Source organism: Sphingopyxis fribergensis, from assembly GCF_000803645.1.
Classification (GTDB): Bacteria; Pseudomonadota; Alphaproteobacteria; order Sphingomonadales; family Sphingomonadaceae; genus Sphingopyxis; species Sphingopyxis fribergensis.
Map to the genome: position 1 here is coordinate 735379 of NZ_CP009122.1, position 26398 is coordinate 761776.

27 protein-coding genes and 1 riboswitch are annotated in these 26398 nt (G+C 64.3%); of the genes, 15 read left to right on the forward strand and 12 right to left on the reverse strand.

What is annotated here, in order from left to right; translation table 11 throughout:
* The first annotated feature begins 69 nt into the window (after positions 1-69).
* The 3 genes from SKP52_RS03545 to xth all read left to right on the forward strand — a co-directional run bounded on the left by SKP52_RS03545 (position 70) and on the right by xth (position 2014).
* Positions 70-771, forward strand: coding sequence for a M23 family metallopeptidase (locus SKP52_RS03545; RefSeq protein WP_039571831.1), 702 nt, complete (start codon positions 70-72; stop codon positions 769-771).
* Positions 772-862: 91 nt separating this feature from the next.
* Positions 863-1204: an iron-sulfur cluster insertion protein ErpA gene (gene erpA / locus SKP52_RS03550; RefSeq protein WP_039571832.1), complete on the forward strand. Its 342-nt coding sequence runs from the start codon at positions 863-865 to the stop codon at positions 1202-1204.
* 39 nt (positions 1205-1243) lie between these two features.
* The gene (gene xth / locus SKP52_RS03555; protein WP_039571835.1) at positions 1244-2014 is read left to right on the forward strand and encodes an exodeoxyribonuclease III; all 771 of its coding nucleotides are present in this window, start codon (positions 1244-1246) and stop codon (positions 2012-2014) included.
* Here xth and SKP52_RS03560 read toward each other — a convergent pair.
* The 3 genes from SKP52_RS03560 to SKP52_RS03570 all read right to left on the reverse strand — a co-directional run bounded on the left by SKP52_RS03560 (position 2011) and on the right by SKP52_RS03570 (position 5790).
* Positions 2011-3132 carry a DUF1501 domain-containing protein gene (locus SKP52_RS03560; protein ID WP_039571838.1) on the reverse strand — a complete coding sequence of 374 codons (1122 nt, stop codon included), beginning with the start codon at positions 3130-3132 and terminating at the stop codon, positions 2011-2013. The genes xth and SKP52_RS03560 overlap by 4 nt on opposite strands.
* Positions 3133-3135: 3 nt before the next feature.
* Positions 3136-4560, reverse strand: coding sequence for a DUF1800 domain-containing protein (locus SKP52_RS03565; protein ID WP_039571842.1), 1425 nt, complete (start codon positions 4558-4560; stop codon positions 3136-3138).
* 63 nt (positions 4561-4623) lie between these two features.
* Positions 4624-5790, reverse strand: coding sequence for a hypothetical protein (locus SKP52_RS03570; RefSeq protein ID WP_039571845.1), 1167 nt, complete (start codon positions 5788-5790; stop codon positions 4624-4626).
* A gap of 118 nt (positions 5791-5908) precedes the next feature.
* Here SKP52_RS03570 and SKP52_RS03575 point away from each other — a divergent pair, with 118 nt between their 5' ends.
* The gene (locus SKP52_RS03575) at positions 5909-7015 is read left to right on the forward strand and encodes a fatty acid desaturase family protein (RefSeq protein ID WP_039571847.1); all 1107 of its coding nucleotides are present in this window, start codon (positions 5909-5911) and stop codon (positions 7013-7015) included.
* Between the two features lie 397 nt (positions 7016-7412).
* On the opposite strand, the gene lptG is transcribed toward SKP52_RS03575, so the two are convergent.
* Both lptG and lptF read right to left on the reverse strand, forming a co-directional pair.
* Entirely contained in the window at positions 7413-8513 is a 1101-nt protein-coding gene (gene lptG / locus SKP52_RS03580) for an LPS export ABC transporter permease LptG (RefSeq protein WP_039571849.1), read from the reverse strand.
* Positions 8514-9680: an LPS export ABC transporter permease LptF gene (gene lptF, locus SKP52_RS03585; protein WP_052208837.1), complete on the reverse strand. Its 1167-nt coding sequence runs from the start codon at positions 9678-9680 to the stop codon at positions 8514-8516.
* A gap of 186 nt (positions 9681-9866) precedes the next feature.
* On the opposite strand from lptF, the gene SKP52_RS03590 reads away from it, so the two are divergent.
* The 3 genes from SKP52_RS03590 to SKP52_RS03600 are packed head-to-tail and all read left to right on the forward strand — an operon-like array spanning position 9867 to position 12188.
* The gene (locus SKP52_RS03590; RefSeq protein ID WP_039571851.1) at positions 9867-10340 is read left to right on the forward strand and encodes a DUF2141 domain-containing protein; all 474 of its coding nucleotides are present in this window, start codon (positions 9867-9869) and stop codon (positions 10338-10340) included.
* Between the two features lie 5 nt (positions 10341-10345).
* Positions 10346-11320, forward strand: coding sequence for a diacylglycerol/lipid kinase family protein (locus tag SKP52_RS03595; RefSeq protein ID WP_039571854.1), 975 nt, complete (start codon positions 10346-10348; stop codon positions 11318-11320).
* A gap of 7 nt (positions 11321-11327) precedes the next feature.
* Positions 11328-12188, forward strand: coding sequence for a hypothetical protein (locus SKP52_RS03600; RefSeq protein ID WP_039571856.1), 861 nt, complete (start codon positions 11328-11330; stop codon positions 12186-12188).
* On the opposite strand, the gene SKP52_RS03605 is transcribed toward SKP52_RS03600, so the two are convergent.
* The 3 genes from SKP52_RS03605 to SKP52_RS03615 form a co-directional block, all read right to left on the reverse strand.
* On the reverse strand, positions 12185-14146 hold the full coding sequence (locus SKP52_RS03605; RefSeq protein ID WP_052207765.1) for an ATP-binding protein: 1962 nt from the start codon (positions 14144-14146) through the stop codon (positions 12185-12187). The genes SKP52_RS03600 and SKP52_RS03605 overlap by 4 nt on opposite strands.
* Positions 14147-14259: 113 nt before the next feature.
* Positions 14260-15462, reverse strand: a complete 1203-nt coding sequence (gene spt / locus SKP52_RS03610) for a serine palmitoyltransferase (RefSeq protein ID WP_037514466.1) — start codon at positions 15460-15462, stop codon at positions 14260-14262.
* Positions 15463-15467: 5 nt separating this feature from the next.
* Positions 15468-15704 (reverse strand): acyl carrier protein, encoded by a 237-nt coding sequence (locus SKP52_RS03615; protein WP_039571860.1) that lies wholly within the window; start codon positions 15702-15704, stop codon positions 15468-15470.
* 149 nt (positions 15705-15853) lie between these two features.
* Here SKP52_RS03615 and SKP52_RS03620 point away from each other — a divergent pair, with 149 nt between their 5' ends.
* From SKP52_RS03620 to SKP52_RS03640, 5 genes are all read left to right on the forward strand, one after another.
* Entirely contained in the window at positions 15854-16426 is a 573-nt protein-coding gene (locus SKP52_RS03620; protein ID WP_052208839.1) for a Pycsar system effector family protein, read from the forward strand.
* Between the two features lie 226 nt (positions 16427-16652).
* A complete protein-coding gene (locus tag SKP52_RS03625; RefSeq protein ID WP_052207767.1) occupies positions 16653-18050 on the forward strand; it encodes an MATE family efflux transporter in 1398 nt (465 codons plus the stop codon).
* 132 nt (positions 18051-18182) lie between these two features.
* Positions 18183-18470, forward strand: coding sequence for a co-chaperone GroES (gene groES / locus SKP52_RS03630; RefSeq protein ID WP_037514464.1), 288 nt, complete (start codon positions 18183-18185; stop codon positions 18468-18470).
* Between the two features lie 63 nt (positions 18471-18533).
* Positions 18534-20177, forward strand: coding sequence for a chaperonin GroEL (gene groL, locus SKP52_RS03635; protein WP_039571862.1), 1644 nt, complete (start codon positions 18534-18536; stop codon positions 20175-20177).
* A 272-nt stretch (positions 20178-20449) separates the two neighbouring features.
* The gene (locus tag SKP52_RS03640; protein ID WP_081997189.1) at positions 20450-21214 is read left to right on the forward strand and encodes a glutaminyl-peptide cyclotransferase; all 765 of its coding nucleotides are present in this window, start codon (positions 20450-20452) and stop codon (positions 21212-21214) included.
* On the opposite strand, the gene SKP52_RS03645 is transcribed toward SKP52_RS03640, so the two are convergent.
* The 4 genes from SKP52_RS03645 to SKP52_RS03660 all read right to left on the reverse strand — a co-directional run bounded on the left by SKP52_RS03645 (position 21211) and on the right by SKP52_RS03660 (position 23162).
* On the reverse strand, positions 21211-21891 hold the full coding sequence (locus SKP52_RS03645; protein ID WP_039571868.1) for a DJ-1/PfpI family protein: 681 nt from the start codon (positions 21889-21891) through the stop codon (positions 21211-21213). The genes SKP52_RS03640 and SKP52_RS03645 overlap by 4 nt on opposite strands.
* A 21-nt stretch (positions 21892-21912) precedes the next feature.
* A riboswitch (ZMP/ZTP riboswitch) is annotated at positions 21913-22005 on the reverse strand.
* A gap of 34 nt (positions 22006-22039) precedes the next feature.
* Positions 22040-22243 (reverse strand): hypothetical protein, encoded by a 204-nt coding sequence (locus SKP52_RS03650; RefSeq protein ID WP_039571871.1) that lies wholly within the window; start codon positions 22241-22243, stop codon positions 22040-22042.
* Between the two features lie 76 nt (positions 22244-22319).
* The gene (locus SKP52_RS03655) at positions 22320-22649 is read right to left on the reverse strand and encodes a hypothetical protein (RefSeq protein ID WP_039579634.1); all 330 of its coding nucleotides are present in this window, start codon (positions 22647-22649) and stop codon (positions 22320-22322) included.
* Between the two features lie 180 nt (positions 22650-22829).
* Positions 22830-23162, reverse strand: coding sequence for a hypothetical protein (locus tag SKP52_RS03660; protein ID WP_039571874.1), 333 nt, complete (start codon positions 23160-23162; stop codon positions 22830-22832).
* 229 nt (positions 23163-23391) lie between these two features.
* Here SKP52_RS03660 and SKP52_RS03665 point away from each other — a divergent pair, with 229 nt between their 5' ends.
* The 3 genes from SKP52_RS03665 to SKP52_RS03675 are packed head-to-tail and all read left to right on the forward strand — an operon-like array spanning position 23392 to position 26374.
* Positions 23392-24378: an ArsR/SmtB family transcription factor gene (locus tag SKP52_RS03665; protein WP_039579637.1), complete on the forward strand. Its 987-nt coding sequence runs from the start codon at positions 23392-23394 to the stop codon at positions 24376-24378.
* On the forward strand, positions 24375-25313 hold the full coding sequence (gene metF, locus SKP52_RS03670) for a methylenetetrahydrofolate reductase (RefSeq protein WP_039571879.1): 939 nt from the start codon (positions 24375-24377) through the stop codon (positions 25311-25313). The genes SKP52_RS03665 and metF overlap by 4 nt, the downstream gene beginning before the upstream one ends.
* 14 nt (positions 25314-25327) lie before the next feature.
* Positions 25328-26374, forward strand: coding sequence for a homocysteine S-methyltransferase family protein (locus tag SKP52_RS03675; protein ID WP_039579640.1), 1047 nt, complete (start codon positions 25328-25330; stop codon positions 26372-26374).
* Positions 26375-26398 lie beyond the last annotated feature (24 nt).

A 26398-nucleotide genomic window follows, 5' to 3' on the forward strand; every position in this document is an offset into this window, starting at 1 on the left:
AACCTAGAAACACCAGCGCCAAGGCCCATTTCCGGACTTTGACGACATGGCAAATGCGGGGTCGTTGTTTTGATTAACACTTTTCTGGCGCAGAAGTTGCACCAAGCCGCAATAATCTGCGCGGCAGCATGTTTCGGACTGGCCACACCGGCCGCCCACGCTGCCGACACCAGTGCCGACGCTGGCATCACCGTTCCCGACGAGCCCGATGACGACAGCTTCACCGCTGGCGTTCCCTCGGCAAGCGAGGACAGCGAAGCCCGCGCGATTTTCCAGGCATGGAAGCGCCTTGATACCGGCCTGACCGCCTCGATCGGCGTTGCGGTGCCCTCGCGCCGCCCGATCGACCAGATGTCGCTGTCGTCGTCCTACGGCATGCGCGTCCACCCGGTCACCGGTAAGGTCGCGCGCCATAACGGCATCGACATTCCCGCACCGCGCGGTACCCCGATTTACGCGACCGCCGACGGCATCGTCGGCCGTGCCCAGCGCCTTGGCGGTTACGGCAATTATGTCGAAGTCGAGCATGGCAACGCCATCCAGACGCGCTACGGCCATATGTCTTCCTATGTCGTCACCCCCGGCCAGTCGGTCAAAAAGGGCGACATCCTCGGTTATGTCGGCTCGACCGGCCGTTCGACCGGCAACCACCTCCATTATGAAGTCCGCATCGAAGGCGCACCGGTAAACCCGATGCCGTTCGTTCGCTCGGACCAGATGGCGATCGCCGCCATCACCGGCAAGAATGTCGCGATGGGCGGTCCCGAATAACGAACTTTCCTGGGTCGGAGAGGAGGGGCGCCAGGCGGGTCACCGTCGAGGCGCCCTTTTTATTTGAGCATAAGGTGCCTATCTAGCGATCATGGCCACGCAGCTTTCCGAAATCACCCTGTCGCCCGCCGCTGCGGCGCGCGTCCGCTGGATCGCCGACCGCAAGGGCGAGGCGGAGGCCGCGCTGCGCCTCGCGGTCGATGGTGGCGGCTGTTCGGGCTTCACCTATCGCTTCGGCCTCGCCGAAGGCATCGATGCCGACGACATCGTCACCGAAACCGATGGGGTAAAGCTGGTCGTCGATCCGATCAGCATCGACCTCGTGCGCGGCTGCATCGTCGATTTCGTCGATTCGCTCGGCGGATCGTCGTTCAAGGTCGAGAATCCCAATGCGGCTTCGGGCTGCGGCTGCGGATCGAGCTTCTCGATCTGACGCCTTCCCCAGCGGGGCGCTTGCTGGCATAGCGAGCCGATGAAAATCGCGACCTTCAATATCAACGGGATCAAGGCCCGTTTGCCGCGCCTCGTCGAATGGCTCGAGGAAACGCAGCCCGATGTCGCCTGCCTGCAGGAACTGAAATCGAGCGACGAGACGATGCCGACGAAGGAGATCGAGGCAGCGGGATATGGCTTCCTCTATCATGGGCAAAAGGGCTTCAACGGGGTCGCGATCCTAGCGAAGGGCACGCAGCCGGTCGAAATCCAACGTGGGCTGGCGGGCGAAACCGAGGATGAGCAGTCGCGTTATCTGGAGGCTGATGTCCACGGCCTGCGCGTCGGCTGTATCTATCTTCCCAACGGCAACCCGCAGCCGGGGCCGAAATTCGATTACAAGCTGCGCTGGATGTCACGGCTGCGCGAGCGCGCTAAATTTTTGCTCGCGAGCGAAATCCCGACGATCCTGACGGGCGATTATAACGTCATCCCGCACGACGACGATGTGTGGGACCCGCGCGTCATGGCGACCGACGCGCTGATGCGGCCCGAATCGCGCGATGCTTGGTTCCGCCTGCTCGGCGACGGCTGGACCGATGCGGTCCGCAGCCGCCATCCCGCGGGCGGCGTCTGGACCTTCTGGGACTATCAGGCGGGGGGGTGGCAGCGCGATCATGGCTTTCGCATCGATCACCTGCTGCTCAGCCCCGCGCTCGCCGACCGGCTGGTCGATGCCGGCGTCGACAAGGATCATCGCGGCCGCGAAAAGGCGAGCGACCATGCGCCGACCTGGGCGATTCTCGACTAGGCGTCCGGGTACAGCGTCGCCATCACCCGCTTCGGGTCGAGCGCGTAATGATGCGCGACCGCCGTCGCGATCACGCTTTCGAGGTTGCGGGTCGGTTTGAGGTCGCGGCCTTCGTAACGCGCCGTCGGCGATAAGCCGGGCCAGTCGGCCGAAACCTTGCCGCCCGCCTCCAGCCCGCCGCCGAGCAGCATCGCGGTCGATGCGGTGCCATGGTCGGTGCCGCCGGTGCCGTTGACCTCGACGGTGCGGCCGAATTCAGTCGCGACGAGAACCAGCGTGTCGGTCCACGCCGGACCGAGCCCAGTCTGCAACGCGCTGATCAGCTGATCGAGTCCGCGCAATTGCGCCGCCAGCCGACCGCGCTGGCCGCTGTGCGTGTCCCAGCCGCCGGTTTCGACCATCATCACGCGCGCGCCATCGGTGGGTACCATCAGCGACGCGGCGAGCTTGCCGAGCTCGGCGCCGTTGCGGCCGTTGTCACCGCCGATATCGCTCGCCAGCTCCTGCGTCTTCACCGCGCTGCCCCACAGCGGGTGAAGCAGGGGATCGTCGGCATACATCGCGGTAAGCCGCGCGATCAGGTCGGCGTCGGCCTGCGGCAGGCGGCTCGGCGCATAGGTGCCGACCTGCACCGTCCCGCGCAGCGCGAGCGGCACTGCGGGGGCGATGGCGATCGCATCGCGCTCGGCGGCGGGGAGCAGGGTCAGCAGCCGCCCGACCCAGCCCGTGTCGCGCCCATAAGGACGCGACCCGCCACCCTCGAGCATATTCTGTCCGTCGAAATGCGAGCGGTCGCGATAGGCGGTGGCAACGGCATGAGCGAAATGCGCTTGCTTGCCGATGTAGAGACCCGCGGTGGCCGCCATTGCCGGATGCAGTGTGAACATGCCGTCGAGCTTGGCGCCGCCGGCGGTTTCGTCGGCCATCGCGCGGCGGGCGGCGGCAAAGGCCGGATCGCCGGTCGGCGCGACGATCCCCAAACCGTCAGCGGCGCCGCGCTGGATGATGAAGACGAGCCGCTTTGGCGTGCCTGCCGCGGCATAAGCAAAGCCGGGGAGGGCGCCCGCGGCGGCGACGGTGATCCCTGACAGGATGATCGAGCGGCGTGAGAGGATCATCGTCTATCTCCGCAAAAAGGTCGGGCTGGCGAAAAGCATCGCTATGCCTTGGCCCGGACTGTCGGCGCCCGCGATCGCTTGCGCCGTGTCGGGGGTGAGCGCGTCGGCAAGAACGAGCGGCGCGAGCTGGCGCGCGTCGGCGCGATCGCCGATCCGCCCCGCGACGCGGCTGGCGAGTTCGACGCGCTGCATCAGCGCCGCCGACCCGGCCCAAGTCGCGACCTTGTCGTCATAGCCCGCGGGCGATCCCGGCCGCCAAAGCGGCTGGCCGAGCTGGGTGAACATCGCGGCGATATTCTGTTTTTCGCCAAACGCGGGGACCTTGAGCGCGCGCAGCATCGACACGGTCCAGTCCCATGGCGATTTGAACATCGTAGGCGTCGTTGCCCATGGCTCGGGCGAGGCGACGAGGGTGCGATAGAGCGAGGGGAGGTCGCCGCCGGTCTTCAAGAAATCGGCCGCGAGCCGGTCCACGAGCGGGGCGGGCGGCGTGTCGCCGGTGAAATGGCGCGCGAGCTTGCCCGCTATATGTTTTGCGGTCGCCGGATGGATGGCGAGGTCGCGCAGCACCGCGTCGGCCTGGCGTTCGCCCGGCTGGTCGTAACGTCTGCCAAGGATCGTTTGCGCGCCGGGTTCATGCAAGCGCTCGATGAATACCGTTGCACCGGCGCGAGCGTCGGCAGGCATGAGCCGCTGGCCCGCGCCGAGTCCGAGCCCGGCGACAGTAAGGCCGGTGAGCGCCTTGGCAAAGCTAGTCACGTCCGCTTGCGTGTAACCGGTGCGGACGCCCAAAGTGTGCAGCTCCATTATCTCGCGCGCGAGATTCTCGTTGAGCCCCGGCGCTTGCCGTTTGCCTCGATTGCGCACGCGCGTCGCAAAAGGGCTGTCGGGACCAAAGCTCTGCGCCTGGTCGAGATAGAGCAGCATCGCGGGATGGCGCACCGCGGCTACAAGCAGGTCGGAAAATTTGCCCATGATATGCGGCCGGATCGCCTCATTCTCATAATTGCCGGCGAAACCGATCACCGTCTGCTTGTCGGCCGATACTGCGAAATGATTGGCCCAGAAATGGACGAGGCGTTCGGGGAAGGGGGTCGGCGTCGCAACCGCGGCGGACAGGCGCGCGGCGCTCGCATCGACATAATGCCGTCGAATCGCCGACCGCGACAGCCGCCGCATTTCGGGCTCCATCGCCTTTTCCTCGTCGCTCATCGCGGCAGCCTCGCGGCGCATCGTCCGCCGTTCGTCCTGATATTCGACATAGGCGGCGGCAATCGCCTCGCGCCCGGCGAGCGCCGCGATTATGGCGGGCGCGGGATCATAATCGCCAAGCTGCCGCGTCAGCCAGCCTTTCGGGTCATCGATCACCGGATCGTCGAACCTGCGGCCGAGGCCGAAGCGGTTGGCGGCAAGATACTGGACTGCCATGACAAAGCCTTTCCATGCCCCATACGCACGATGGCCGTCATTTGTCGCAAAGCTGTCCCGAAGTCAGAGCAATTTGTCGTAAATCTGGTACACGCGGTTGACTTCGGCTCCGATCGCCTCGGCGACCGCGTTCATTCCCTGATTGTCGTCGAGCACCCAGCCGATATCGCCGCGCTTGGTGCCATAATCGCGCACCGCGTCGCGGCGGATATATTCGATCATCATGAAGGCGAGGGTGCTCGCCATGCGGCTGTTCTGCAATTTCTTGGCGACGCCCATCAACGGGACACGCAGGATATGGCTCTGCGGTTTGCGCAGCCACCAGAGCAGCCGCGCCCAGTTGAAGGGCAGCAGCGATCCGTCCATGTCGATCAGCAACTGATTGATGTTCGGCAGCACGATCATGAAGGCGACCGGCTCGCCGTCGAGCTCTGCGACGCGGATCAGATCCTCGAACACAATGTCCTTCAGCTTCTTGCCGACATAGGCAATTTCGCTGTCGGTCAGCGGGACAAAGCCCCAATTGTCCGACCATGCATCGTTGAGCAGCCCCATGATGAGCTTTGCCTCGGCGTCGAAGCGGCGCTTGTCGACCTTGCGGATGCGGATGCGCGCATTTTTTTCGCCTGCCGCTACGATGCGGTTGACGATCGGCGGAAAACCGTCGTCGATCGCGACGTCGTAATTCAGCAGCTGCTTGACCGGCTGGTAGCCGGCGCCCTCGACCCAGCCGCGATAAAGCGGGCTGTTGTGCCCCATCATCACCGTCGGTCGGTTGTCGAAACCCTCGATCAGCAGGCCGGGTTCGTCCCAGATCGAAATCGACAGCGGGCCCAATGAGCGTTTCATGCCCTGCGTGCGGAGCCAATCCTCGGCGGCGACAAGCAGCGCCTGCGCAGCGCCTTCGTCTTCGGCTTCGAGCAGGCCCCAGTTGCCGGTGCCCGGCCCCATGCCCTGTTCGGCGGGCTGCGCGAGCGCGAGCGCGTCGATATGCGCCGAGATGCGCCCGATCGTCCGGCCGTCGCGGCGCGCGAGGAAGAATTGCGCCTTGCCATGTTCGAACCACGGGTTTTTGCCGGGGGTCAGCAGGCCGTACACCTCGCCCTTCAGCGGCGGCACCCATGCGGGGTCGCCGCGATTGAGGCGGAAGGCGAGCTCGACGAACTCGCGCAAATCATTCTTGTTCTTGACCGGGTGGATGGTGATCTGGCCGTCCGAATGTCCGCTCATACTGGTTTCCTGACAGGGGTGTCCTATATTATTGGCGACGCATTAGGGCATAGAAATGGCGCTGGCGACCCGCATTCGGCCATTTTGCTGCCATGAAATGATGGTGAAGACACCCGCTATGACGACGATCAATCCCCCCGCCGATCGGATCGCGACTCCGTTCGTGAAGTCGGCAACGAAGGTCCCCAAGTCGGCGATAACCGACGACATGGCGATGATCCGCGCGGCTTCGGAGCTGACGCGCGATCTCGTGCAGCCGTCGGCGCGCATCTATTGGACCGATATGCTGGCTTCGGCCTTCATCGGCTATGCCGGCATCGCGGCGGCGATCCTTGCGCCGTCGACGGCGTGGATGCTTGTTGCCGCAGTGATTTCGGTCGTCGCGCTCTATCGCGCGGGCAGTTTCATCCACGAGCTCACGCATATCCGCAAAAATGCGCTGCCGGGCTTTCGCCTTGCGTGGAATATCCTCGTCGGCGTGCCGATGCTGATCCCGTCGTTCATGTATGAGGGGATCCACAGCCTGCACCACAATCGCACCAAATATGGCACGGTCGAGGATCCCGAATATCTGCCGCTCGCGCTGATGAAGCCGTACACGGTGCCGCTGTTCGTGGTCGCCGCGGCGTTCGCGCCAATCGCGTTGCTGTTCCGCTATGCGGTGCTGACCCCGCTGTCCTTCCTGATCCCGCCGCTGCGCCGAATCGTCGTCGAACGCTATTCGGGGATGATCATCAACCCGCTGTTCCGCCGCAAGCCGCCCGAGGGCGAGTTCCGCCGCCAATGGGCATGGCAGGAAGGCGGCGCGTGGGCGTGGTCGAGCCTGCTGATCGCTGCGGGCGTCTTCGGCTGGGTTCCGCTGCGCGCGCTGGTCATTTTTGGCGCGATTGCCGCCGCGACTTTGGTGCTCAATCAGATTCGCACCTTGGTGGCGCATCTGTGGGAAAATGACGGCGCGGTGCTGACCGTGACCGGCCAGTTCCTCGACAGCGTCAACGTCCCGCCGCCGGGGCTGCTGCCCGAATTGTGGGCGCCGGTCGGCCTGCGCTATCACGCGCTGCACCATTTGCTGCCGGGCGTGCCCTATCATGCGCTCGGCGAAGCGCACCGTCGGCTGAAGGACGTGCTGCCCGCGGACTCACAATATCATGGCGCGAATTACGACAGCCTGCCGAAGCTGGTGATGAATCTGGTTGCGGGATCTGCGCGGGGTACTGCGGCCTGAAATAGGGCAAGGTCGCCCTGCGGCGAACTCCCTCCGGCGACTAGCAGGCGCTAACGTCGGAGTGATCGGTAGAGCAGCTTGGGCGTTTTCCTGTTACCGCTGCGCATCCCGATGCGCGAACGATGGCATCCAAATCTTTGACTCTGCCCTTGGGAATGGGGCCAAATTCCATGACGCCCTGGCCGCCTTTCCATTCAGGAAAGCGTGCGACCCCTATTCGCGCCGTCGCTATTTCTTTTGTTAAATCACCGAGGCACGATGAGCTCCCGCTGACGGCAATTCGCCAATGGGTTGCGTTCGGAGTCGGGGGATCACCACATGATGTAAGTATAAGGCCGGACGCCAACACCGCAGCTTGAGCGAAGTTTACGATCGGCTTGCGCGATCCGGACACGCCCTATTCCTCGGTCCTAATCAAAATCATCTCGCCGATCAGCGCAAACAATATGAACGGCCCCCACGCCGCGAGGAAGGGCGAATAGGCGCCGAGATCGCCCATCGCGAGCGCGAAATTGTCGGCGACGAAATAGGCAAAGCCGAGCCCCATGCCGAGGATCGCGCGGATGAAGAGCTTGCCCGAACGCGCAAGGCCGAACGCCGCGACCGCGCCCAAAAGCGGCATCAGGATCGAGGACAAAGGCCCCGAAATCTTGTGCCACAGCACGCCCTTCAGCGCGTCGACCGGCCGGCCGGCCGCTTCGAGATCGGCGATTGCGGCCTTGAGTTTCAGGAAGGGCAGTTCGTCGCCGTCGACCTGCGCCAGCGTGAACTGGTCGGGACGCACATTCTTCGCCGCGACGATCGTGCCGAGCGGTTCGAGCGTGCCCGACCGGCGCATGAAGCGCTTCGCACCCGTCAGTTCCCAACCGCCGGCCGGCAGCGCGCGCGCACTGTCGGCGGTCAGCATCGACGACAGCACGCCGCCGGTTCGCTCATAGATCGTCACATAGCCGAGGGTGATCACCGGACCACTCGTATCGACCGTCGCTGCGTTGATCAGGTCGTCGCCGTCGCGGACCCAGATGTTCGTGCGGATACCGCTGTCCCGGGGGACCTTTTTATACTCGACCTTCTGCCAGGCGCTTAGCGCCGCGGTCGAGCGTGTGACGATGCGTTCGTTGAACGCAAAGCTGATCCCCGCGACGAGCAAGGCGGCTAAGAACAAAGGCGCGAGCACCTGATGCGCCGACATGCCCGCCGCCTTCATCGCGACGACCTCGCTGTTCTGGTTGAGCGTGATCAGCGTGAGGATCGTGCCGAGCAGCACCGAAAAGGGCAGGAAGGTCTCGACGATCTGCGGCAGTCGCATCCCGACATAGCGCCATACGTCCGCGTCGCTGTTGCCCGCGACGCCGAGGATCTTGCCGCTTTCGCCGAGCAGGTCCAGCGTCTGGAGGATTAGCACGAGCGCGAACAGGATCGAGAAGGAGCGGACGAGGAAGAGGCGGCCGACATAGAGCGCCATCGTGCGCGACGGGAAAAAGTGGAGTTGGTGCATTTAGGTCGGGCTCTCCACCAGCCGCGGCTTGCGCTGGAACATCGTCAGCATCGCGCGAATCTTCGCCGCCGCCTTGGCCGCGACGCGCTCGAGCGCGCCGATCGGCTGGCCGCCGGGGACATGCGCGACGACATAATACATCCAGATCGCCAGCGCGGCGAACAGCAGATAGGGCACCCACAGGGCGATGAACGGGTCGACTACGCCGCGCGCGCCCATATCTTCTGCATATTGGTTGATCTTGTGCTGCGTCACCAGCAGGACAATCGACAGGAAGACGCCGAGCGACGAGGTCGATCTCTTGGGCGGGATCGCGAGCGCGATCGCGATCAGCGGGATCAGGAACATCGACATCACTTCGACGATGCGGAAGTGGAAATTGGCGCGCGATTCGAGCCGTGTCTGCACCGACTGGTTCTTGTCCTTGCCCGCCACGAACAGTTCGGGGATCGTCATTTCGCGGTCGGCGCCGCCGCGCAGGCGGAACGCCTCGATCTTGGGCAGCGGGATCGGCAGGTCATGATTGTCGAAGGTCAGCACGCGAGGCACAGCGAATTTGGGCGATTCATGGATCAGCACGCCCTGCGATAGCCTGAGGATGATCGTGTTCGGATCGTCGGTGGCAAGGAACTGCCCGCGCGCCGCGGTCGCCGACACGCGCTGGCCGTCCTTCTGCTCGCCGCGCACGAAAATTCCGCGCAAGGATCGCCCGTCGTTATAGCTTTCCTCGATCCGGAGCGTCATGCGGTCGCCCAATTTCGTGAATTCGCCGACCTTGATCGACGCGCCAAGCGCGCCCGAGCGCAGTTCGAACTGGAGCCCTTCATAGGCGTAGCGCGCGACGGGCTGGATAAAGCCGACGATCGCCAGATTGAGCGCGGCGAGCGCGATCGCATAGGCAAAAGGCACGCGCATCAACCGCCCGAAGCTCATCCCCACGCCCTTAAGCACGTCGAGCTCGCTCGAGGTCGCAAGGCGTCGGAAAGCAAGGAGAATCCCGAGCATCAATCCGATCGGGATGCCAAGCGATAGATATTCTGGGATCAGGTTGGCGAGCATGCGCCACACGACGCTGACCGGGCCGCCCTCGGTGGCGACGAAGTCGAACAGGCGGAGCATTTTTTCGAGCACGAGCAGCATCGCCGACAGGACGAGCGTGCCGAGCATCGGGAAAAAGATGAGCCGCGCGATGTAGCGGTCGATGGCAGGCAGCTTATTCAATCTTTCGTCGCCCCATCACCATGTTTTGGCCGCAGTTGGTCCCGATATGCCGTTTCAAGGGCGACAGGGACCCGTGTCGGCGCGCACTTCGTGCTCGCCGCCATGGCTATAGCCTCTGGAGGATTTGAGGTCATGTCGAAATTTGTATCGGCCCTGCTTGGTGTTGCTTTGCTGAGTTTTGCGGCAACGGCACAGGCGGAAGGCCGTGTCATCTCGAACGATCTGTCCAAGTGCAGAAGCGGTCCGTCGACGCTGATTCAGATCAGTGGCGTCAAGGCGTCGACCGGCAAGATTCGCGTGCAAAGCTATCGCGGCACTGCGGCAGACTGGTTGACCAAGGGGCGTTGGCTCGCCCGCGTCGAGGTGCCGGCGCGCGCCGGGTCGATGACTGTTTGCGTGCCGCTGCCCGAAGCGGGCGTTTATGGCATCGCGGTGCGGCACGACGTCGATGGCAACGGCAAGACCGATATCTCGAAGGATGGCGGCGGGATGTCGAACAATCCCAGCATCAACATCTTCAACCTCGGCAAGCCGAGCTACAAGAAGACGGCTTTTTCGGTTGGTGACGCGCCCAGGACGATCACCATTTCGATGAAATATATGTAACGGACATGGCCAGCGTTGCACTCCTTTCGAATCCACGCTCGACGGGCAACCGTTCGTTGTTGCCGCAGGTTCGCGAATATTGCGCGGCGCACCCCGATATCTTTCACTATGAGGTAGAGGACGTCGACCAGATCGAAAAGGCCATCCGCACGATGGCGATGGTCGGTCCGCGCGTCGTCGTGATCAACGGCGGCGACGGCACGGTCCAGGCCGCGCTGACCGAAATTTACTCGGGCGGCCACTTCGGCGGTTCGCCGCCGCCGGTCGCGGTGCTTCCCAACGGCAAGACCAATTTGATCGCGCTCGACCTTGGCGCCGAGGGCGATCCGATCAAGGCGCTGGAGCGCGTGCTCGAACTCGTCGAAACCGGCCGGCTGGAGGATCATGTGATCCAGCGCCAGCTGATCTCGCTCGACAGCGGCGGCGAAGAGCGGCCGGTGCTCGGCATGTTCCTCGGCGGCGCCTATCTCGCCGATGTCATGCTCTATTGCCGCAATCGCATCTATCCGCTCGGCCTGCCGAACGGAGTTTCGCACTTTCTTGCCGCGATCCTCGGCATGTTCGCGATCATCTTCGGGATCGGCGGCGGCCGCCTGCCGCCCAAGCCCGAGACGATGACCGTGTCGCTGATCCGCCAGGGCGAGTTCAAGGGAAAATTCTCGCTGCTGATCGTCACGACGCTCGAGAAATTGCTGCTCAGCATCCGCACCAGCGAAGCGCATGGCACCAATGGGAACATGAAGATGCTGGCCACCGACAGCAATGTCGGGGCGATGTTTCGCATGTTGGGCGGGGCATGGCGCGGGACGCTGGGACAAAAGCCGCTCGACGGCGTGCATTTCCAGCAGGGCGACGAAATCCGTATCGAGGGCGAGCGGTCGAACGTCATCCTCGACGGCGAAATCTTCCAGGCCAAGCACGGCATGCCGATCATCCTGACCTCGACGCAGCCGGTTCCGTTCCTGCGCCTCGCCGCCTGAGCTCTTCATGTCCTCGCTTTCCGAACTCGTCCGCGAAGAACTCGCGACCCCGGTCGATCCGCGCGTTACCTCGATGGCGCGGGCGATTGCGGCCCAATATCCGGGAAGCGCGCGCGCGGTGCTGTTTTATGGCAGCTGTCTGCGCGAGAGCGAGCTCGACGGGCTGATGCTCGATTTCTACCTGATCGTGTCGGAGTATAGCGATGCCTATCCCAAACGCTGGATGGCGGTCGTAAACCGGCTGATTCCTCCGAACGTCTTTCCGTTCCAGCACGACGGGCTGATCGCCAAATATGCGGTGCTTAGCGAAGCCGATTTCAACCGGCTGAACGGAGCCGAGACGCGGAACGTGTCGGTATGGGCGCGCTTTGCGCAGCCGTCGCGCCTAGTCTGGGCGGTCGACGATACGGCGCGCGATCGCGCTGTCGCCGCGGTGGCGCGCGCCGCGCCGACGCTGCTCGCTGCGGCGGGCCGCGTCGACGGCGAAGCACCGCTCGACTGGTGGCGCCGCGCCTTCTCACTTACTTATTCGGTCGAGCTGCGCGCCGAACGCACGAGCCGCGCGCAGTCGGTGGTCGATGCCGACGCCGACCGCTACGAACGGTTCAGCGCCCCGGCAATCGCCGCGATCCCGGCCAACGCGCGCGCTGGCGGCTGGGCGCGGCGGCGGCTGGAGGGCAAGGCGCTCAGCATCGCGCGGCTTGCCAAGGCCAGCCTGACCTATGCGGGCGGGATCGATTATCTCGCGTGGAAGATCAATCGCCACGCGGGCACGAAAATCGAGATCAAGCCGTGGCAGCGGCGCTGGCCGCTTGTCGCCGCGCTGACGCTGGTGCCGCGTTTGATGAAGAGCGGCGCTATTCGTTAGCTCGCGAGCCGCTGGCCTTCGGTCGGCCGCGGGTGGCCGCTCCGCCGGATCGCCTGGTCGAGCGCGGCGAGGGTGAAGGGTTTGCGCAGCACGTCATGGTCGCCGAAACTGGCAATCTCGCTCGCATCGCCGGCATAGCCCGTCACGAACAACACGGGCAGGTCGGGCCAACGCTGTTTCAGCTGTGCGATCATTTCGGGGCCGGTGAGCTTGGGCATCAACACGTCGGTCAAAATCAGGTCGAAACCGCCCCGTCCCTCGCTCAGCTGTCCTTCGACCAACGTTTCGGCTTCGAGCGGGTTGCCGCACGCGATCGCGGTATGGCCAAGCTCGCCGACCGCCTCGACCGTCGCGGCAAGGACGCGCTGGTCGTCTTCGACCACCAGGATGTTCAGCGAATGATTGGGCAATGCGGCGTGCGCGACGTCGCCAGGTGCTGTATCGGTTGCGGCTTCGATCCCCGACGTGGCCACGGGCAGCAGCATCGCGACGCTCGTGCCTTCGCCTTCGGTCGACGCAATCTGAACCTCGCCCCCCGACTGGCGGCAGAAAGCGAAAACCTGGCTCATGCCGAGCCCGGTGCCCTGGCCCGCTGGCTTGGTCGTATAAAAGGGGTCGAAGACGCGATCGAGCACTTCGGGCGACATGCCGCAGCCGGTGTCGATCACCTGCACCGCGAGCGCCTTGCCGTCGCCGTCGTCGAGCGTCTGGATCGTGAGCGATCCATGACCGTTCATCGCGTCGCGCGCATTGACCGCGAGGTTGAGCAGCGCATTTTCGAATTGCTGTCGGTCGAGCCAGCAGGTGCGGCCCGCGGCTTGCAGGTCGAGAGTCAGCGCGATGCGATCGCCGATCGTACGTTCGATCAGCTCGGCGAAGCTCGCAATGCAATCGTCGACCGTCACCATCTCGGGCCGTGCGGGTTCCGACCGGGCGAAGGTCAGCAGTCGACGGGTCAGGTCGGCGGCGCGATTGGCGCCGTCGAGCGCGTTGGCGAGGTGGCGCGACGCCTTTTCGGGCGCGCGCTGCGCGAGTTCGAGCCCGCCGACGACGACCGCGAGCATATTGTTGAAATCATGCGCGATGCCCCCGGTCAGCTGGCCGACCGCCTCCATCTTTTGGGCCTGGCGCAGTTGGGCCTCGGCAGCTTCGCGCTCGATCATCTCGCTGCGCAGCGCGTCGTACGCGTGTGCGAGTTCGGCGGTTCTTTCTTCGACCGCCGCCTCGAGCTGCATCGCGCGGTCGCTTTCGAACAGCTGTTCGCTCCGCGCGAGCCGCCGTTCGCCTTCGGCGCGAAGCAAAGAGAAGGTCGTGCCGATCGCGATGACCGCCGCGCCCGCGCCGAGCAGCGAGAAGAGCAGGATCGCCTGGTTGAGACTGGCGCGATCGGCGATCGCGATCCGGTTCCGCTCGCGCAGCAAGGTGCGTTCGTTGGCGATGATCGCCGTCAGCAGCTTGTCGATTTGGCTCAGCCCCTGACCTTGCCCGGCGGCATAATATTTGGAGATGGCCGCGACGGTCTGGTTATAGTTGGCGCTGAGCGCGGCGTCGCCGAGCTGCTCGCCGCGGATGTCCATCTCGTGCGTCAGCTGTTCGACCAGTGCCATCTGTTTCGGGTTGTCGCGGACGTTGCGTTGCAATTGCGTCATAAACTGCCGCGCGCGCGCCCACTGATATTCATAGACGCGCCCGTCGGATTTCTGCAGCCCGACCGCAAAGCGGCCGAGCGCAGCCTCCGCGCGCGCGATCGCGGCGTCGACCGAGCGCGTCTGCGAAATGACCTCCATGCTCTGCGTCTGCCAGCCGAGCGAGCGATCATAATTGTCGTTGGCGCGCGCAAGCAGCACGAGCAGCGCCCCGACCACACCGGTCAGGATCGCTCCGAGGACGATCGTCGACCAGAAGCGAATACGCTCCCGCCGGCCGTCATTGTCGCTATCGCCATCCCGCTCGAACACGCGTTTCTCTTACCGGACAAGCGCGGCGCCGCAAAGTGCCGAAGCCGCCGCTATCTTAACACCGCTTCAACTCGCCCCGAAAAGGAATCCGCTGGTCGGCGCGCGGGCTCGGTTTAGCCGATAATCCCGACGCGCTGGCCCGCACGTTCGAACCGGCCGAGGATCTCGCCGACCTGCTCGATCGTGTGCTCCGCGCATAGCGAACAGCGCAGCAAGGTCATGCCTGCGGGGGTCGCGGGCGGACGGGCGAGGTTGACGTAAAGCCCTTCTTCCAAAAGCGCTTCCCACATCATCGCGCCCTTTTCGAGGTCGGGCATGATCACCGCGATGATCGCCGACTGCGGCTCCTCGGTGCCGAGTTGGAAGCCGAGATCACGCAGTCCCTTGTGCAAAACCTTCGAATTCTCCCAGAGGTGCGCGCGCTTGTTCGACCCGTGCATCAGCTTGCGGATGCTCGTCGCCGCGGTCGCGACGACGCTGGGGGGCAGCGAGGCGGTGAAGACGTACGGGCGGCAGACGAGCCGCAAAATCTCGAACTTCGGATGGTTCGACACACAGAAGCCGCCGACGGTGCCGACGCTCTTGCTGAACGTGCCGATGACGAAGTCGACGTCGTCCAGCACGCCCTGCGCCTCGGCGACGCCGCGGCCATTTTCGCCGATGAAACCCATCGAATGCGCTTCGTCGACGAGAACCATCGCGCCGGCTTCCTTCGAGACGCGAATCATTTCCTTCAGCGGCGCGACGTCGCCGAGCATCGAATAGACGCCCTCGAGCACCACCAGCTTGCCCGCTTCGGGAGGCAGGCGCTTCAACCGCTTTTCGAGCGCCTCGACGTCATTGTGGCGGAAGGCGACGATTTCGGCATTGCCCATCGCGCAGCCGTCATAGATCGACGCATGGCTGTCGATGTCGAGGATGACATAGTCGCCCTTGCCCGCGATCGTCGAAATGATACCGAGATTCGCCTGATAGCCGGTCGAGAACACCATGGCATGATCCATGGCGTAAAATTCCTTGAGCGCCTCTTCGCACTCCTTGTGCCCCTGATAGGTGCCGTTGAGCACGCGGCTGCCGGTCGTGCCGCTGCCGAATTTGTCGAGCGCATCCTTGCCCGCGGCGATGACATCCTCGTCGAAGGTCATGCCCATGTAGTTGTAAGTACCGAGCAGGATCGTCTCGCGCCCGTTGCAGATCGCGACGGTCGGCGAGATCACCTTTTCCATCACCAGATTATACGGATCGGTGACCCCGGTCGCGAGCAGTTGTTCGCGCTGCTGGATCAGGGGATCGAATTTAGAAAAGAGGTCGGTCATCGCGGTCAGCCCTGCAGTTTCTCGACCGCGGCGACCAGCTGGCCGACGGTTTCGATTTCGGCCTGCATGTTCATGCTGATGATGATGTCGAACGTGTCTTCGACCTCGGCGACGAAATCCATCACCGTCAGGCTGTCCCATTCAAGGTCGCCGGCAAAGGTCGTCGCATCGGTCAGTTCGACGCCCTTCTTGTTGAAAGGGGCGATCAGCCCGTAAATCTGGTCGGTGAGGGCGGTGCTCATGGGATGCGTCCTATAAAGGAATAAAGTTGCGTGCGGCATGCCGCGAAGCCTTGCGATTGGCAAGCGAATGCGGCGGGAACAGGGCAGCATCTTGCCGCTGGCGGGACTTCATGGCATCGCTGTGGCGGGTCGCTGGCAGGGGCGAAGTCATGGACAGCGAAGAAACAAAGGCAGCGGCGGACCGGCCGGCGATTTCCTTCCCGCCGAACGCGGTGCATCTTGTCCGCACCAACCAGCAGATCACGATGCAATTGTCGCAGATGGCCGACCAAAAGGCGTCGATCCTGATGGGCGCGACCTTTGTCGTCTTCACGCTGGCGATCGGGCAGGCGCGCGCGGGTGGCGGTGCGCTGGCGATGCCGCTCGCGATCCTTGCGACCTTTTCCTTCCTTTCGGCGTTGCTCGCGGTGTCGGCGGTGTTGCCGCGCGTCGGCAAGGCGCCGCCAGTCGTCTACAAGGACGGCAAGGATCATAGCAATATCCTGTTCTTCGGCCGCTTTGCGCAGATGGACGAGGACGAATTCATCGATGCAGTGAAAGCGCGACTGCGCACCGAGGAAGATCTGTACGAGACGATGCTGCGCGACACCTATCAAAATGGCGTCGTGCTCGCGCGGCGCAAATATCGCTATCTCGCCTACGCGTACCGGCTGTTCGTCGTTGGGTTGACGCTGACCTTTGCTGCGTTCGCGGTCGAGATGGTCGGGATGTGGGGCGGGTGAACTGATCGATCCTCCCAGTGCCGAAGGCAAGAGGAGATGGCAGCGCGGAGCACTGGCGGAGGGGCATTGGCGCCGCCGTTGCAGCCCTTCCTTCCCCATGGCTGCGCCACAGGGAGGATCAAATCCGCAGAACGCTGTTGCCTTTCTGCCACCCCTTCCGACAAATAATCCGCTGAGCATCGCCCGGGATTGAACCCCCACATCCCCGCGCCTATCCGGGCCGGCTATGTTGCAGCAGGCTGCCCCCTTGACCGCGGAACCCCCGCAGAACCTTCGCACGGAATTCCGCGCGACGCTGGCGCTCGCCGTGCCGCTCGCGGCGGCGAACCTGCTCCAGATGCTCGTTCATGCGATCGACGTGATTTTTGTCGCGCGGCTCGGTGATGCCGCGCTGGCGGCCTCCTCGCTCGGGGTTGCCATCTTTGGTCTGTTGCTCTGGACCGGCTCCGGCCTCATCGGTGCGTCGGCGCCGCTGATCGCGGCCGAACTCGGCCGGCGTAAGCATGCGGTCCGCGAGGTGCGGCGCACCGTGCGCATGGCACTGTGGCTCGCGGCGTTGATTTCGCTGGTCTTCATGGGCATTTGCGCCGCGGGCGGTCCGATCATGATCGCCACTGGCCAGCCGGCCGAAACCTCGGCGCGTGCAGCCGGTTTCCTGCTGATCCTGATGTGGGGCCTGTTTCCGATGATCGCCGCGGCAGTGCTGCGCATCTTCGTCTCGGCGCTTGGGCGGCCGACGATCGCGACCGCGATCACCTTTGGCGCACTGTTCGTCAACATGCTCGGCAACTGGATGCTGGTGTTCGGCAACCTCGGAATGCCCGCGCTGGGCCTGCACGGTTCGGCGATATCGAGCGTGACGACGAGCGTGCTGATGCTGCTCGCTTATGTTGTCGTGATCCAGACCGACCGGCGGCTGCGCCGCTATCATCCGTTCGGCAATTTGTGGCGACCCGAATGGTCGCGCTTTTTCGATATGCTGCGCATCGGCACGCCGATCAGCCTGACGATCCTGGCCGAGGCGGGGCTGTTCACCGGCGCTGCCTTCCTGATGGGGCGGATCGGCGAGGCCGAGCTTGCGGGGCACACGATCGCCTTGCAGGTTGCGGCGCTGACCTTCCAGATCCCGTTCGGAGTCGCGCAGGCGGCGACAATCCGCGTCGGGCTCGCCTATGGCGCGCGCGATCACCGCGCGATCGGCCACGCGGGTTTTGCGTCGCTCGCGCTCGGCATCGGCTTCATGGGGTTCATGGCGCTGCTGATCTGGCTGTTCCCGTCGCTGGTGCTGTCGATCTATGTCGACGTCGATGCGGCGCGCAACGCCGCGATGGTCGGCTTTGCGATGCAGTTCCTTGTCGTCGCCGCCGCCTTCCAGCTGTTCGACGGCGCGCAGGCGGTCGCCGCGGGCGTGCTGCGCGGATTGCAGGACACGCGCACGCCGATGATCATAGCGATTTGCGGATACTGGATCGCGGGTTATGGCACCGCAATCTACCTCGGCTTCTGGACGCCGCTCGCCGGAGTCGGGGTGTGGATCGGCCTGGCTGTCGGGCTCGTCGTCGTCGCGGCATTGCTGATTATCCGGTGGCGGATGCGCGGCCGTCTCGGCCTACTTCCGGCCTGACGCAAAAACTTCGCACGAATCTTGTAGCGCGGTGCTTGACGCCTATCTGACTCCCACCCATATGGCCGACTGTTAGCACTCGCCACCTGTGAGTGCTAAAACGACATCATTTGCATTTTTGGAGGGATATCCATGCAATTTCGTCCGCTGCACGACCGAGTGCTCGTCCGCCGTATCGAAGCCGAAGAAAAAACGGCTGGCGGCATCATCATCCCCGACACCGCCAAGGAAAAGCCGCAGGAAGGCGAAGTTGTCTCCGTCGGCACCGGCACCCGCGCCGATGACGGCAAGGTGACCCCGCTCGACGTCAAGGCGGGCGACCGCATCCTGTTCGGCAAATGGTCGGGCACCGAAGTCAAGGTCGACGGCGAAGAGCTGTTGATCATGAAGGAATCGGACATCCTCGGCGTCATCGCCTGAGCGATTTGATCGGATCTCGAGTGAAGTTGCGCAGTTTCCTGCGCCTTTGAAAGGAATAAGCACATGGCTGCTAAAGACGTCAAATTCTCGCGCGACGCGCGCGAACGCATCCTCCGCGGTGTCGACACCCTCGCCGACGCGGTGAAGGTGACCCTCGGTCCCAAGGGCCGTAACGTCGTGATCGACAAGAGCTTCGGCGCGCCCCGCATCACCAAGGACGGCGTCACCGTCGCCAAGGAAATCGAACTCAAGGACAAGTTCGAAAACATGGGTGCCCAGATGCTGCGCGAAGTCGCATCGAAGGCGAACGACAAGGCCGGCGACGGCACCACCACCGCGACCGTTCTCGCCCAGGCGATCGTGCGCGAAGGCATGAAGTCGGTTGCCGCGGGCATGAACCCGATGGACCTGAAGCGCGGCATCGACCTCGCGGTCACCAAGGTCGTCGAAACGATCAAGGCACAGTCGAAGCCCGTTTCGGGCACGGCTGAAATCGCCCAGGTCGGCATCATTTCGGCCAATGGCGACACCGAAGTCGGCGAAAAGATTGCCGAAGCGATGGAAAAGGTCGGCAAGGAAGGCGTGATCACCGTCGAGGAAGCCAAGGGTCTCGATTTCGAGCTCGACGTCGTCGAAGGCATGCAGTTCGACCGCGGCTACCTGTCGCCCTACTTCATCACCAACCCGGAAAAGATGCTCGTCGAGCTGACCGATCCGTACATCCTGATCTTCGAAAAGAAGCTGTCGAACCTCCAGTCGATGCTTCCGATCCTCGAAGCCGTGGTGCAGTCGGGCCGTCCGCTGCTGATCATCGCCGAGGATATCGAAGGCGAAGCGCTCGCAACGCTGGTGGTCAACCGCCTGCGCGGCGGCCTGAAGGTCGCGGCCGTCAAGGCACCGGGCTTCGGCGATCGTCGCAAGGCGATGCTGCAGGACATCGCGATCCTCACCGCCGGTGAAATGATCAGCGAAGACCTGGGCATCAAGCTTGAGTCGGTCACGCTGAACATGCTCGGCCAGGCCAAGCGCGTCACGATCGACAAGGACAACACCACCATCGTCGATGGTGCTGGCGACCATGATACGATCAAGGGCCGCGTCGAACAGATCCGTGCGCAGATCGAAACGACCACGTCGGATTACGACAAGGAAAAGCTGCAGGAACGTCTGGCGAAGCTCGCCGGCGGTGTTGCCGTGATCAAGGTCGGCGGCGCGTCGGAAGTCGAAGTGAAGGAACGCAAGGATCGCGTCGACGACGCCCTCCACGCAACCCGCGCTGCGGTCGAAGAAGGCATCGTTCCCGGCGGCGGTACGGCGCTTCTGTACGCCACCAAGGCCCTCGAAGGCATGTCGGGCATCAACGAAGACCAGACCCGCGGCATCGACATCATCCGTCGTGCGCTGCAGGCTCCGGTTCGTCAGATCGCCGAAAACGCGGGCTTTGACGGCGGCGTCGTCGCCGGCAAGCTGTTCGACCAGAAGGACAGCAACTTCGGCTTCAACGCTTCGACCGACGTCTATGAAGACCTGGTCAAGGCCGGTGTCATCGACCCGACCAAGGTTGTGCGCATCGCGCTTCAGGACGCTGCCTCGGTTGCCGGTCTCTTGATCACCACCGAAGCCGGCATCGCCGAAACGCCCGACGACAAGCCCGCCATGCCCATGGGCGGCGGCGGCATGGGCGGCATGGGCGGCATGGACTTCTGACGACCCCAACAGGTCGTCACCCCGGCGAAGGCCGGGGTCGCATGCCGACTTGCCGAACGGCAAAGTCACAGAAGGGGCCGGGGGAAAAATCCTCCGGCCCTTTTTTGTGCATTCCGTGCCCCTGCGAAGGCAGGGGCCCACCCCCGAAAGGCGCGTCTCCAGGGCAACCGGCGGTTGAAAAGGCGAGGGCAGGAGATAGGCCCCTGCCTTCGCAGGGGCACGGCGGTTCCGTCATTGCCAGTTCAGGCGATGCGGCATAGCTAGGGGCGGTGATGATGTTCCTTCTCGCCGTCGCGCTGTTCGCCGACCCCGCAGTCGCCACGCCTCCGCCGGCGCCGATCGAGCGTTGCGGTTATCGGATCGTTCAGACCTTCCCGCACGATGCGACGAGCTTCACGCAGGGCCTCTTCTGGGACGACGGGCATCTCTACGAGGCCACTGGCCAATATGGCCAATCGCGGATCGCGCGGCTCGACCTTCAAACCGGCAAGGCGCTGGCTGAGACAAAGCTGCCGGCGGACCAGTTCGGCGAAGGCATCACGCGCTGGGGAAACCAGATCATCGGCGTGACGTGGCAGGGCGGGATCGGCAATCGCTGGTCGATCAAGGATTTGAAGCGCGTCGGCACTTTCAAATATGAAGGCGAGGGATGGGGTCTGACGATGGTCGGAGACAGCCTGGTGCTGAGCGACGGGACACCCGAGCTGCGCTTTCTCGACCCCGCGACGATGAAGGAGCAGAAGCGCGTTACGGTGCGCTTCGGCGAGCGGCCGATCGCGATGATCAACGAGCTCGAGACGATCAACGGGCAGATTTGGGCGAATGTGTGGATGACCGATTTCATCCTGCGCATTGATCCCGTCACCGGCAAAGTCGTCTCGCTTGTCGACCTGTCGACGCTCAAGGCCGACGCCGGCGTCAGCGGGACCGACAGCGTGCTCAACGGCATCGCATGGGATGCGAAGAAGAAGCGCCTGTTCGTCACCGGCAAGAACTGGCCGAAACTCTACGAAATCGCGCTCGCCGACTGCCGCTAGGCGCTCGACAGCGCCGCCTCCATTCGCGCCGCGGCGGCGTCATACACATGCTCTTTCAATCCCGCGGTGATCGCCTTGGGCGCGCGGTCGGGATGGCCGCCGGGGAAGGGCGGGGCGGGATCATATTCGATCGCGAGTTGGATCGCCTGCGCGACCGCGTCGCCGCGCAGCCGGGCAATCAGGGTCAGCGCGAAATCGAGCCCCGACGTGACGCCGCCGCTGGTCACGACATTGCCGTCCTCGACGACGCGCCCTTTCACCGGTTCGGCCCCGACCAAGGGCAGCAAATGGGTATAGGCCCAATGCGTCGTCGCGCGCTTGCCCGCGAGCAGCCCGGCGCGGCCGAGCAGGAAGGCGCCGGTGCAGACGCTCGTCACCCATAGCGCGTTTTCCGATTGCCGTGCGATGAAATCGATCGTTGCGGTGTCGCCCAGCGCGTCGGCGACACCGTGACCTCCTGGGACGCAGAGGATATCGGCTTGCGGTGCGCTCGCAAAATCATGCGTCGGTACGATGGCAAAGCCGCTGTCGGTCGGGATCGGATCGAGGGCCGCGGCGACCCCGGCAATCACCGCGCCGGGCATGCGCGAAAGCGCCTGCGCCGGGGCGGTGAAGTCGAGCTGGGTGATGCCCGAAAACAGCAGGAAGACGACGTGGGTGGTGGGCGTATCGGTCATGCGGATGTCCCCTCGCTGGCAGTGGATCACCCAGGCGCGCGGCTCGCGACGGCCTGGCGGCCGGCCCCGCTCCCCGATGGGGTCCCATCTTTAGCGCCAATCGCGGGGCGCGCTCAACCTAGGCCTTCGAAGCGATGAGGGGAAGGCGTTATTTGCCGGCTTTAGCCGCGTCGTCCGCCGGTTCCGCCGCAGGCGGGCTGTCGCGGCTTTCGAGCATTTCGGCGGCATCGTCGAGCGCCTTCGCCTCGCTGACGGTCACACCGCCGGGGCCGGGCTCATTGTCGGTGCGGCTGCACCCCGTCGTCAGGATCAGCATCGCGAGCGCGGTGCCCGCCGTCCGAAGGTCGATCATTCATGCGCTCCCACGAAAAAGGGCTCCATCCGACGTGGATGGAGCCCCAATATCAGCCCGAAGGCGAACCGACGACTTACTTCTTGTCGTTGGCTTCGGCCTTCTTGGTTTCTTCGGCGATGTTGTCGCCAGCCTTGTCGACCGCTTCGCCAGCGGCGTTTACGGTGCCTTCGACGGCGTTGCCAGCGTCCTTGGCGGCATCGGCGGTCGCATCGGCGGCTTCGTCGGCGGCAGCAGCCGTCGCGTCGGCAGCGCCAGCAGCGGCGTCGGCAGCGGCATCGCCAGCAGCGGCAGCGTCGTCGCCCATGGAATCGGCGGTCTCGCTAGCGGCGTCCTGGGTCTTTTCCGAGCAGGCGGCGAGGCTGAAGGCCGCGGCGGCCATCGAGGCGATAATGATCTTGCGCATAATATTCCTTTCGAAAACAATGACCGGGCGGCCGGTCATGGTGGCTGAGAGTTAACGGCGGATCAGGGGCTTGGCAACCGCGCCGGTTGATACCTGTTCCGAATGAAAAAAGGAGCCACCGGCGAACCGGCGGCCCCTCTTGTCTTTGACATTTCTTCGGCCCGAAAAGCCGAAAAATGCTTACTTCTTGGCTTCTTCCATCGCGCCCTTGGCGGCGTCGGCAGCTTCCTTGGCCGCACCGGCAGCTTCGGTCGCCTTGTCGGCGGCGACAGCGGCGTCGCCCGAGGCGGCGGCATCGCCAGCGGCGTCGGCAGCAGCGCCGGCTTCGCCAGCAGCAGCGGCGGTCGCGTCGGCAGCGCCTTCGGCCGCTTCCATCGCGCCATCAGCAGCGCCTTCGACGGTCGCCGCTGCGTCTTCGGTTGCAGCAGCCGTGTCGTCGGCAGCCTTTTCGGCGCAAGCAGCAAGGCCCATCGAGGCGGCGAGGACGAGCGACAGAGTGATCGATTTCTTCATTTGGGAATACCCCTCTCGGTTTGAACTGACCGATCGGCACAGGAACTGATCGATCCCGAAATTTGCCAATCGCGCGCAGAATTACCCCCTCGCGGAATCGCGTGCAACGCCCTTTTTGCGCGAGGCTTGGTGTTTCGTCCGAATTCGGTCTCGGAGGGTGGGCGCGCGGCGGAAATTGTGGTGCGGCGCTTGGTTGACCGGATATAAAGAAACCTTTATATGTGCGGCCGTGAGCGAGTTGATCGACATTTTCCGTGCCCTGGCGGACCCGACGCGACTACGAGTCGTGGCGCTTTTGCGCGAAATGGAGCTGGCTATCGGTGAATTGGCGGTCGTGCTCGACCAGAGCCAGCCGCGCGTGTCGCGCCATGTTCGAATCCTGGTCGAGGCCGGGATCGTCGAACGGCGTCGCGAAGGAAGCTGGGTTTTCCTGCGGATTGCGGAAAACGGGCCGATCGCCGAGATTATCGGGCAGGCCGAAAAATGGCCCTTTTCCGCGCGCGAGGCGCTGGTCATCACGCATGACGCGCGGCGCCTGACCGCGGTGCGCGATGAACGTGCCGCCGCGGCCGAACGTTATTTCGCCGAACATGCCGACGAGTGGGACGCGATCCGCTCGCGCCATATCGCCGAGAGCGAGGTCGAGGCGGCGATGCTGGCGATGATGCACAACCGCCGGCTCGGCCACCTGCTCGACATCGGCACCGGTACGGGCCGGATGGCGGAAATTTTCGCGCCCACCGCGCGCCGCATCACCGCGCTCGATCGCAGCCCCGAAATGCTGCGCATCGCGCGTTCCAAGCTCGCGGGGCAATCGGTTCCCGTCGACCTGCTCCAGGGCGACTTCCTGAATCTGCCGGTCGCCGATGCGAGCGTCGACAGCATCGTCATCCATCAGGCGCTTCACTTCGCGCACGAACCCGACCGGGTGATCGCCGAAGCGAGCCGCGTGCTGCGCGGCGGCGGCCATTTGCTCGTCGTCGACTTTGCGCCGCACGAGGATGAAGAGCTGCGCAATTTTGCCGCGCACGCGCGCCTCGGCTTTTCGGATGCGCAGATCCGCGGCTGGTTCGCCTCGGCAGGGCTGCTGCTGGAAAATACACAGACGCTGGAAGGCGGGGAGCTGGCCGTGAAGCTGTGGCTCGGCCGCCGTCGCAGCGATGAAGATCAACCCCCCGTCACCGGCGACGGACAAAGTAAAAGGCTTGCGGCATGACGTCGAATTTGAACTCGCTGGCGGAGGCGCGCCGCGCCGCGGCATCGCCGCTGTTCGCCAATCTCGAAGGCGATATCGGCGTCAGCTTCGAATTTTTCCCGCCGAAGACCGAGAAGATGGAAGCGCAGCTGTGGGACACGTTCCGCACGCTCGAGCCGTTGGGTCCGAGCTTCGTTTCGGTCACCTATGGCGCGGGCGGGTCGACGCGCGAACGGACCCACGCGACCGTCGCGCGGATCGCCGCCGAAAGCGCGGTGCCGCCGGCCGCGCACTTGACCTGCGTCGAGGCCTCGCGCGCCGAGATCAATGAGGTGGCAGAGGCTTATTGGGAAGCGGGGGTGCGTCATATCGTCGCGCTGCGCGGCGACGTTCCGGGCGGCGAGCCGTATCGCGCACACCCCGACGGCTACGCCAATGCGATCGAACTGGTCGCCGGGCTGAAGGCGATTGCGCCGTTCGACATTTCGGTCGCCGCCTATCCCGAAACGCATCCCGATGCGGATTGCGCCGAGTCCGACCTCGACAACCTCAAGCGCAAGCTCGACGCTGGCGCGACGCGGGCGATCACGCAATTCTTCTTCTCGCCCGACAGCTTTCTGCGCTTTCGCGATACTGCCGCCGCGGCGGGGATCGACGCGCCGATCATTCCCGGCATCCTGCCCGTGTCGAACGTTTCGCAGACGCGCCGCATGGCCGACATGTGCGGCACCGCGATCCCGGCGTGGATGGTGTCGCTGTTCGACGGGCTCGACGATCACCCCGCGGCGCGCCAGCTCGTCGCGGCGACGATCGCCGCCGAAATGTGCCGTCGCCTCTATGCGGGAGGCGTCCGCGATTTCCATTTCTACACCCTCAACCGCGCCGAGCTCAGCTATGCCATCTGTCATCTGCTGGGCCTGCGGCCGGTCTTGACCGCAAAGGATCAGGCAGCATGAGCGCCAATTTGAAAATGGGGGCACGCGAAGCATTGCAGGCGGCGGCGAAGGAACGCATCCTGCTGACCGATGGCGGCTGGGGCACGCAGATTCAGCTCCGCAAGCTGGTCGAGGCCGACTATGCGGGCAATCTTGGCCTGACGCACGATCAGAAGGGGAATAACGACATCCTCGCGCTGACGCGGCCCGACGTCGTCACCGCGATCGGTGAGGCCTATCTCGAGGCGGGGTCGGACATCGTGTCGACCAATACGTTCAGCGCCAACACGATCAGCCAGGCCGATTATGGCGCCGAACATCTCGTCGCCGATATCAACCATCAAAGCGCGCGGCTGGGCCGCGAAGCCGCCGACCGCTATCAGGAGCGCGACGGTCGCCGCCGCTTCATCGCGGGCGCGGTCGGGCCGACGAACAAGACGCTGTCGCTGTCGCCCGACGTCAACAATCCGGGCTATCGCGAGATCGATTTCGACGAGCTGAAGAAGGTCTATCTCGATCAGGTGGTGGCATTGGCCGAGGGGGGCGCCGATTTCATCCTGATCGAGACGATCTTCGACACGCTCAACGCCAAGGCGGGGATCGCCGCGACGCTCGAGGCCGAGGCGAAGGTCGGGCGCGAACTGCCATTGATGATCTCGATGACGCTGACCGACCTGTCGGGGCGCAACCTGTCGGGGCACACGGTCGAGGCTTTCTGGTACGCCGTACGCCACGCCAAGCCGCTGACGATCGGGCTCAACTGCTCATTTGGTGCGTCGCAGCTTCGTCCGCATGTGCGGGTGTTGTCGGATATCGCCGACGCGCTGGTGATGGTGTATCCGAACGCCGGCTTGCCCAACGAACTCGGCGAGTATGACGAGATGCCCGACACCACCGCGGGCCTCGTGCGCGAATGGGCCGAGCATGGTCAGGTGAATATCCTCGGCGGTTGCTGCGGTTCGACGCCCGCGCATATCGCCGCCATGGCGAAGGCGATCGCGGGATTGCCTGCGCGGCAGATCCCGCAAGTGCCGGTGCGGACGCGGCTTGCCGGGCTGGAGCCGTTCACGATGGCGGCTTAGTCCCCCTCCCGCATGCGGGAGGGA